Source organism: Flavobacterium sp., assembly GCF_029242675.1.
In the GTDB taxonomy this organism is placed as follows: Bacteria; Bacteroidota; Bacteroidia; order Flavobacteriales; family Flavobacteriaceae; genus Flavobacterium.
This window is the reverse complement of record NZ_JAQWTM010000189.1, coordinates 1-5,965: the sequence shown is the minus strand read 5'-3', so window position 1 is coordinate 5,965 and position 5,965 is coordinate 1. Positions and strand designations below refer to the sequence as shown.

Here is a 5,965-nt window from a genome sequence, read left to right as displayed (position 1 = left end):
ATATTCCCTACTGCAGGGTCAAGCTTTGTAATAAGTGCAAAACTTACACCTCCTTTCTCTCTATTCAGTGATGTTGACTATGGAAACTTAGAAAATCTTCAAGAATTTAAATCTCTAAATTCAGATGGAGAATTAGTAGCAGATCAAGCAAAAATGGATCAGGAAAAATTTCGTTGGTTAGAGTTTTACAAAGTTAAATTCAATGGAACTTGGTACACTCAAATATGGGATAAACTTATTTTAAAAACACAGGCAGACTTTGGTTTCCTTGGAACCTACAATAGTGACCGTGGAGCAATACCTTTTGAACGTTTTTATTTAGGAGGTGACGGTATGGCTAACTTTTCAATGGATGGTAGAGAAACAGTACAATTAAGAGGATATCCTAACAACTCGTTAACTCCTATAATCGATGACCCAAAGGATCCAAGATTTGGACAACAAATTGGTGCTACTGTGTACAATAAATTCTCCTTAGAAATGCGTTATCCAATTACGTTAAAGGCATCTGCATCAATTTATGCATTGGCATTTTTAGAAGCAGGATCATCATATGCTGATTTTAAGAGCTACAACCCTTTTGCACTGAGTCGTTCTGCAGGAGTTGGTTTACGTGTGTTTATGCCAGCATTTGGACTACTAGGAATAGACTTCGGACATGGATTTGATGCTTTACCAGGTACAACAACGCCTAATGGATGGGAAACCCATTTTATCATAGGTCAACAATTCTAGAATTGCGACACGATTTTCAAATACTATAACGCTATGAGAAAACATTTTTTATTTATATTTTTGGCCGCAATTACGGCGAACGTAGTTCATTCGCAGGCGCGTGGTTCTCGAGTAGGCTATATCGATATGGAATTCATTTTACAAAATGTACCCAACTATGCTGAAGCAAGTATGCAGCTAGAGCAAAAGGCTCAAAAGTGGAAACAAGATATTGAAGCCAAAAAAGTTGAAATCAATAAAATAAAAGATGCACTCAAAGCCGAAAAAGCATTATTAACGAAAGGTCTGATTGAAGAAAGAGAAGCAGAAATTAAATTCTTAGAGGATGAAATGTTGGATTTTCAACAGCAACGTTTTGGAGCTAATGGAGACCTTATCAACCAAAAGGCTTTACTTGTAAAACCTATTCAAGATCAGGTATTCACTATAGTACAAGATATAGCCGAATCAAAGAAATATGATTTTATATTTGATAAATCATCTGATCTAACAATGCTTTTTGCAGCAAGGCAATTTGATATCAGTGATCAAGTATTACGTGTACTTAATAGGACTGAGAAAAGAGAGCAGCTCACAAAAAAGCAACAGGCAGATTTGGATGAGAAGGAAAGAAAAGAAGATGCTATAGATAGTAATCCTCAATTAGCTGACCGACAAAAAGCATTAGAAGAAAAACAAGCAGCAAGGGATAAAATCATCGCTGACAGAAAACTAGAGCAGGAGAATAAGAAAAAAGAATTTGAAGAAAGAAGACAAAAAATACTAGATGATCGTGCGGCTAAAAAAAATGGCACGGTTTCTGCAAATTCATCAAAAGAAAATACAGCCGAAGCATCAAAAGTAGCTCCTTCTGAAAAAGAAGTAGCGAAAACAACTGCCGAAGACGCACAAAAAAAACAAGCCGATCTAAAAGCTAAGATACTTGAGGACAAGAAAAAAGATTTAGAAGCAAGAAGAAAAGCAGTTGAAGACAGACGACTTCAAATTTTAAAAGAAAGAGATTCCATTAAAAAATCAAAAGAAAAAAATTAAACCTAAAACAATAAATTAATTACTTAATATTTTAAAAACGATGAAACAAATTAAAACTTTATTAATTGCTGCAATATTCATTTTTGGTGCTACGCAAACAACAAATGCACAAACTAAAACGGCACACGTTGATGTAAGCGAAATCATGTCAAAAATGCCAGCAATGTTAGATGCTCAAAAACAATTAGAAAAACTGAGCGGAACTTACGATACTGATTACAAAAAAATGGTAGAAGAATACCAAGCCAAACTTAAAAAGTACGAAGCTGAAGCTGCAACAGTAACTGATGCCGTAAATGGTGACCGTTCTAAAGAAGTTCAAGACATGCAGAAAAGAATTGTTGACTTTAGAGACAATGCTCAAAAAGAATTACAACAAAAAGAATCTGATATCGTGAAACCTTTAATGGAAAAAGTAAGATTGTCAATTCAAAAAGTTGGAAAAGCTAAAGGTTTCCAATATGTATTGGATGGCTCTACGTTATTATTAGCAGATGGAACTGATTTAACAGCTGACGTTAAAAAAGATTTAGGTTTTTAATAACAACCTAACGTAATACAAAAAAACCGCTCACCTTCCACAGGATAGAGCGGTTTTTTTATTTCTAGTTTTTAGGAAAATCAATCTACAGCACCTAACTTTGTTACAATGGATAACAATCAACCCATAGGAATTTTTGACTCAGGAATAGGCGGTACATCAATCTGGAAAGAGATCCACAACTTACTTCCTAATGAAAAAACAATTTACCTTGCTGATAGCAAAAATGCTCCCTATGGTCAAAAATCAAAGGATGAAATTATTGCATTGAGTATTAAAAATACCGAATTCCTCATAAAACAAAACTGTAAATTAATCGTAGTCGCTTGCAATACTGCTACCACAAATGCTATTACCGAGTTAAGAGCAGCGTACACCATACCTTTTATAGGAATTGAACCTGCCATAAAACCAGCCGCAACACATTCGAAAACACAAACGATTGGTATTTTAGCCACTCAAGGTACTCTAACTAGTGCTTTATTTTATGAAACCGCTAGGAAGTTTAATAACATTACAATCGTGGAACAAGTAGGCAACGGACTAGTACAACTAATTGAAAACGGGAAAATAAATTCGGTTGAAATGTCACAGTTATTAGACTCCTATTTACGACCTATGATTGCAGCTGATATTGACTACCTCGTATTAGGATGCAGTCACTACCCTTACCTCATTCCTCAAATAAAAAAGATTTTGCCCAATCACATAAAGATTATTGACTCTGGCGAAGCGGTAGCAAAACAAACCAAAAACATACTGGAAAACAAAATCGGTTTTTCAGATGGATCGGATAAAACTCCTGTTTTTTATACCAATACTAATCCAACTGTACTTAAAGCAATTATTGGCTCTGCCTATACTGTCCTAGAAAAAGATTTTTAAACAGATGGAACGGGTGTAAAAGGAAATGCAAGCGTTTTATAACAAGAGGGTAAGCGTATTAGTCTATTCCTCTTTAAACCAGCTAGAGTACATTACATAATTATTAGAAATACGTTCGATCTCACCTGCAAAATTAGATTGATCAATATCCTTGACTTTTCTGGCAGGAACACCAGCCCAAATAGTACCTGATGAAACAGTAGTGTTTTGCGTGATTACAGCGCCAGCTGCCACGATAGAGTTGCTTTCTATCACACAATTATCCATCACGATGGCTCCCATACCTATAAGCACATTGTCATGAATGGTACAACCATGTACGATTGCATTGTGACCAATTGAAACATTATTCCCTATAATTGTTGGGTGTTTTTTATACGTACAATGAATTACGGCACCGTCTTGAATATTGACTTTATTGCCGATCCGAATCGAATTGACATCGCCACGTATCACAGCGTTAAACCACACACTACAAGAGTCTCCAAAACTAATATCGCCCACAATTGTGGCGTTTTCTGCAACATAACAATCCGTTGGGATAGACGGCAAGATACCGTTCACTGCTTTTAGTAACATGATTTATTTGAGTGTCTTTAGTTGATAGCTGGACAGTTACATTCGTATTTCACAGGTTTACAAAACAAGTTAATTCCGATAGTAATTTGGTGAAAGCCTCCATTGTCAAAATTAACAGGACCCGTAACATGTGAATAGGTATACGCAAACATAAAGTTATCGACATTAACACCAATAATTGGAGTTATATATTGTAATTTTTGACTAAATTCCGCGCCACTATTATTCGAATAGTTTGCACCATCTAAACTACGACGGTAAGACAAACCGGCCCAGATAGACCCAAAATCTATATTTTTGTAGGCCTTTAAGTTAACATCAATAGCCTTCTCCTTGGTTTTATCGGTATATTGAAACAATAAGGAAGGCTCCCATAATATCCTTTGCTTATCTCCAAAAACATAACCTGCACTTAGCAAATACTTTCGCAAATTGTCACTTTCATATTCGGTATAAATATTTCGTCTGGTCTCGATTGCATTTTTAACGGTACCGTGAACGTAAAAATCAAGATAATTATAAGATGCACCAATATCCATATTAAAATAGGAGTCTTTTTGAACTATTGTACCATCAATAATGGGATCGAAATTACCTGAATTTCTAAAAGCAGTCTCATCTAATTGACTTTGGATTAAACCTCCACTGATACCAAATGACAATTGATTTAAATCGATCTCATCACGAGAGAACATCAAATGATAGGCGTATGTGAATTTTACTCCTTTTTGAGAATGGTATCCGTTTTTATCATTAAAAATAATAATTCCCGCACCTGCTTTCTCTCCTACTCGTCCATTGAAACTAGCTGTTTGAAGTTCAGGAGCATCTTCTTGACCAAACCACTGCTTCCTACCAGTCACTCTCAATTTAGCACAATTTGCTGCGCCCGCCATCGAAGGGTGAATCAAGTAGTAATTATCAGAAAGGTAATCTGAGTACACTGCGATGCCCTCTTGAGCGGTACATGAAAGGCTAAAAATAAAAAGTGCAATTAAGATTTTAAAGTTGTTATACATGGAATGCCTTAGTCTAAGATGAATAGTAACCAATTAAAAATCAATTCAAAAACGGAACAAACTTTAAAATAAAGTTAATTTCTAAATTAATAAACCAAATATAGGTATTCATAGAAAATAACTTTACTAAATTTGTAAAAATTTACAAAAATCATGACAAAATTAATTATAAAAGAAACTCAGAATCCTACCATATTAAAATTTGAATTTGAAGATTTTATAACTCAAAACGAAAATTTTGAATTTAAAAACATCGATGAGGCAAAAGAGTCACCACTTGCACAACAACTATTTTATTTACCTTTTGTTAAAACGGTATATATCTCAGGAAATTTCATCGCTATCGAAAAATTTAGTATAGTAGAATGGGATGATGTTAAAGATGCAGTCGCAGAACAAATTTCAACATTCGTAGACAACGGAGGTGTGATCATTACGGTTACGGAAAACAAAGTAAAAAAACAGCCAATCACTGTTTATGGTGAATCTACACCTAACCCATCCGCTTTGAAGTTTGTAGTGAGTAGAATGCTTACTAAAAACGCTATCGAGTTTAAAAATATCGACCAAACAGAAGCTTCTCCACTGGCAAAAGAGTTATTTAAATTCCCTTATGTAAAAGAAATATTTATAGATGAAAATTACATTTCAGTTACTAAATACGAAATTATTAGTTGGGATGAAATCACTTTAGAATTACGAACTTTCATTAAACAATACATTGAAAATGGAGGTAAGGTTTTAGACGAAACGGTTCTTGTGGCTGCTAAAAAAACAGAGGATAATAAAGAACAAGAATTTGATAAATTAGATGTTACCTCACAACAAATCATCAACATACTTGAAGAATACGTTAAACCAGCGGTTGCTGCTGATGGCGGAAACATTGCCTTTGATTCTTATAATGAAGAAACTAAAGTGGTAAAAGTAATTTTACAAGGAGCATGTAGCGGCTGTCCTTCTTCTACTTTCACTTTGAAATCAGGAATTGAAAACATGTTAAAGAGCATGCTAAACGATGAAAAAATTCAGGTTGAAGCATTAAATGCTTAATTGCATTTTTAAATAATACCAAAAGGCATTTCAGTTTATCGAAATGCCTTTTTTTTTGCTCTTTACTAGAATTATAGTAGACTTGTACGACTCCTTATTAACGTCAAAATTATTTTAATTA

Annotated in this window: 7 protein-coding genes; 5 read left to right on the top strand and 2 right to left on the bottom strand. The window is 34.4% G+C overall.

Annotated elements, in window-relative coordinates:
• The 4 genes from P8M54_RS07300 to murI form a co-directional block, all read left to right on the top strand.
• The coding region (locus P8M54_RS07300; RefSeq protein WP_300286735.1) for a BamA/TamA family outer membrane protein at positions 1 to 735 on the top strand (735 nt) is incomplete at its 5' end.
• Positions 736 to 768: 33 nt separating this feature from the next.
• Entirely contained in the window at positions 769 to 1,767 is a 999-nt protein-coding gene (locus P8M54_RS07295; RefSeq protein WP_300286733.1) for an OmpH family outer membrane protein, read from the top strand.
• A 40-nt stretch (positions 1,768 to 1,807) separates the two neighbouring features.
• Positions 1,808 to 2,308: an OmpH family outer membrane protein gene (locus tag P8M54_RS07290; protein ID WP_300286731.1), complete on the top strand. Its 501-nt coding sequence runs from the start codon at positions 1,808 to 1,810 to the stop codon at positions 2,306 to 2,308.
• Positions 2,309 to 2,416: 108 nt separating this feature from the next.
• A complete protein-coding gene (murI, locus tag P8M54_RS07285) occupies positions 2,417 to 3,193 on the top strand; it encodes a glutamate racemase (protein ID WP_300286729.1) in 777 nt (258 codons plus the stop codon).
• A gap of 63 nt (positions 3,194 to 3,256) precedes the next feature.
• Here the strand turns inward: murI and P8M54_RS07280 are convergent, their stop codons facing one another.
• Positions 3,257 to 3,772 carry a gamma carbonic anhydrase family protein gene (locus P8M54_RS07280; protein ID WP_300286727.1) on the bottom strand — a complete coding sequence of 172 codons (516 nt, stop codon included), beginning with the start codon at positions 3,770 to 3,772 and terminating at the stop codon, positions 3,257 to 3,259.
• A 17-nt stretch (positions 3,773 to 3,789) separates the two neighbouring features.
• Positions 3,790 to 4,791 (bottom strand): type IX secretion system membrane protein PorP/SprF, encoded by a 1,002-nt coding sequence (locus tag P8M54_RS07275; protein WP_300286725.1) that lies wholly within the window; start codon positions 4,789 to 4,791, stop codon positions 3,790 to 3,792.
• Between the two features lie 153 nt (positions 4,792 to 4,944).
• Here P8M54_RS07275 and P8M54_RS07270 point away from each other — a divergent pair, with 153 nt between their 5' ends.
• The gene (locus P8M54_RS07270; protein ID WP_300286723.1) at positions 4,945 to 5,844 is read left to right on the top strand and encodes a NifU family protein; all 900 of its coding nucleotides are present in this window, start codon (positions 4,945 to 4,947) and stop codon (positions 5,842 to 5,844) included.
• Positions 5,845 to 5,965 lie beyond the last annotated feature (121 nt).

Coding starts and splice junctions, on each gene's coding strand:
- P8M54_RS07295 (WP_300286733.1), top strand. CDS start 769: ATGAGAAAACATTTTTTATTTATATTTTTGGCCGCAATTACGGCGAAC.
- P8M54_RS07290 (WP_300286731.1), top strand. CDS start 1,808: ATGAAACAAATTAAAACTTTATTAATTGCTGCAATATTCATTTTTGGT.
- murI (WP_300286729.1), top strand. CDS start 2,417: ATGGATAACAATCAACCCATAGGAATTTTTGACTCAGGAATAGGCGGT.
- P8M54_RS07280 (WP_300286727.1), bottom strand. CDS start 3,772: ATGTTACTAAAAGCAGTGAACGGTATCTTGCCGTCTATCCCAACGGAT.
- P8M54_RS07275 (WP_300286725.1), bottom strand. CDS start 4,791: ATGTATAACAACTTTAAAATCTTAATTGCACTTTTTATTTTTAGCCTT.
- P8M54_RS07270 (WP_300286723.1), top strand. CDS start 4,945: ATGACAAAATTAATTATAAAAGAAACTCAGAATCCTACCATATTAAAA.